This window comes from Streptomyces sp. RPT161, from assembly GCF_027533845.1.
Classification (GTDB): domain Bacteria; phylum Actinomycetota; class Actinomycetes; order Streptomycetales; family Streptomycetaceae; genus Streptantibioticus_A; species Streptantibioticus_A silvisoli_A.
Map to the genome: position 1 here is coordinate 1 of NZ_JAPZVN010000064.1, position 1909 is coordinate 1909.

Annotated in this window: 1 protein-coding gene; it reads left to right on the forward strand. The window is 71.3% G+C overall.

Annotated features, from left to right (window positions below; all coding sequences use genetic code 11):
• The coding region (locus O5O46_RS34885) for a polyketide synthase dehydratase domain-containing protein (RefSeq protein ID WP_269859702.1) at nt 1–1909 on the forward strand (1909 nt) is incomplete at both ends.

Below are 1909 nucleotides of genomic sequence, written 5' to 3' on the forward strand. Positions count from 1 at the left end.
CACGTTGGCCACCGCCGAGGACATCTGCCTGCCCGACTACTGGGTCCGGCACGTCCGCGAGGCCGTCCGCTTCCTCGACGGCATCCAGGCGCTGGAAGCCCAGAACGTCAGCACCTTCATCGAGCTGGGTCCGAACGGCGTGCTGTCCGCCATGGCACAGGACTGCGTCGCGGACATCGACGGCAAGGCGTTCCTCGCCGTACTGCGCGACGGCCGCCCGGAGCCGGAATCGCTGACCGTTGCCCTGACCGAAGCCCATGTGCGTGGGGTGGCCGTTGACTGGGCCGGGTACTTCGACGGCTCGGGTGCGGGCCGGGTGGATCTCCCCACGTATGCCTTCCAGCACCAGCACTACTGGCTGGACGCGGGTACCGCCGTTGGCGATGTGACCTCGGCCGGTCTGCGTTCGGCGGAGCATCCGTTGCTGGGCGCCGCGGTGTCGCTGGCGGACGCCGACGGCTTCCTGTTCACCGGCCGTCTGTCGCTTGACACACATCCGTGGCTTGCCGATCACGCCGTGATGGGCGCGGTACTGCTGCCCGGCACCGCGTTCGTCGAACTCGCCGTGCGCGCCGGGGACCAGGTGGGCTGCGACCTGGTGGAGGAACTCACCCTGGAGTCACCGCTGGTGCTGCCCGAGCGGGGTGGGGTGCAGCTCCAGATCGCGATGGGTTCCCCGGACAACGCCGGTCGCCGGTCCATCACCTTCCACTCCCGTGCCGACCACGCCTCGGAAGAGGAACCGTGGCTGCGGCATGCGACGGGTGTGCTGGCCGAGGGCGCGTCGAAGGCGTCGTTCGACTTCGGCGCGTGGCCTCCGGCCGACGCGCAGTCGGTGGCCGTCGACGGGTTGTACGAGGGCCTGGCCGCTGCCGGGTTCGCCTACGGGCCGGTGTTCCAGGGCCTGCGGGCGGCGTGGCGGCGTGGCGATGAGGTCTTCGCCGAGGTCGCCCTGCCGGAGGGCGCCGGGGACGCTGGCTTCGGCCTGCATCCGGCGCTACTGGATGCGGTGTTGCACGGCATCGGGCTCGGTGGACTGGTCGAGGAGACCGGGCAGGGGCGGTTGCCGTTCTCCTGGTCGGGGGTGGCCCTGCACGCGGTCGGCGCCTCGGCGCTGCGGGTGCGGTTGGCTTCGGCCGGGCGGGACGCGGTGTCGCTGGAGATCGCCGATGCGGCGGGTGCGCCGGTGGCGTCGGTGGACGCGCTGGCCCTGCGGTCGGTCTCGCCGGAGCAGTTGGGCGGCGGCCGAGGCGGCGTGGCGGAGTCGCTGTTCCGGGTGGGGTGGAGCGAGCTGACGGTGCCGGAGGCCGTCGAGCGGCCGGCGTGTGTGTCGCTTGGGGCCGAGGGGCTGGCTGCGCTGGCGACTCCGGTGCCGGCCAACGTGGTTGTCGACGGTCTGACGTCGGCTGCGGCGGCTTCGGTCGCGGATGTGCATGCGGCGACGCGGCTGGCTTTGGTGTTGCTCCAGGAGTGGCTGGCGGACGAGCGGTTCGCCGCGTCGCGGCTGGTGTTCGTCACGCGCGGTCCGGAGGACCTTGCGGGTGCGGCGGTACGGGGTCTGGTGCGTTCGGCGCAGTCGGAGAACCCGGGCCGGTTCGTCCTGGTGGACCTCGACCCTTCCGTGTCGAAGCTGGATCCCGCGTTGCTGGGCCTGCCGGAGCAGGAGTTGGCCGTTCGCGACGGTCGCGTACTGACCCCGAGGCTGGTGCGGGCCACGGCTGAGGGCGATGAGGTTGAGTTCGGTGCCGATGGCACGGTGTTGATCACGGGTGCCAGTGGTGAGTTGGGTGGTGTGTTCGCTCGGCATCTGGTGGGCGAGCGTGGGGTGCGGCATCTGTTGTTGGTGTCGCGTCGGGGGACTGAGGCTCCGGGTGCTGCCGAACTCGCCGCTGAGTTGTCGGAGTTGGGA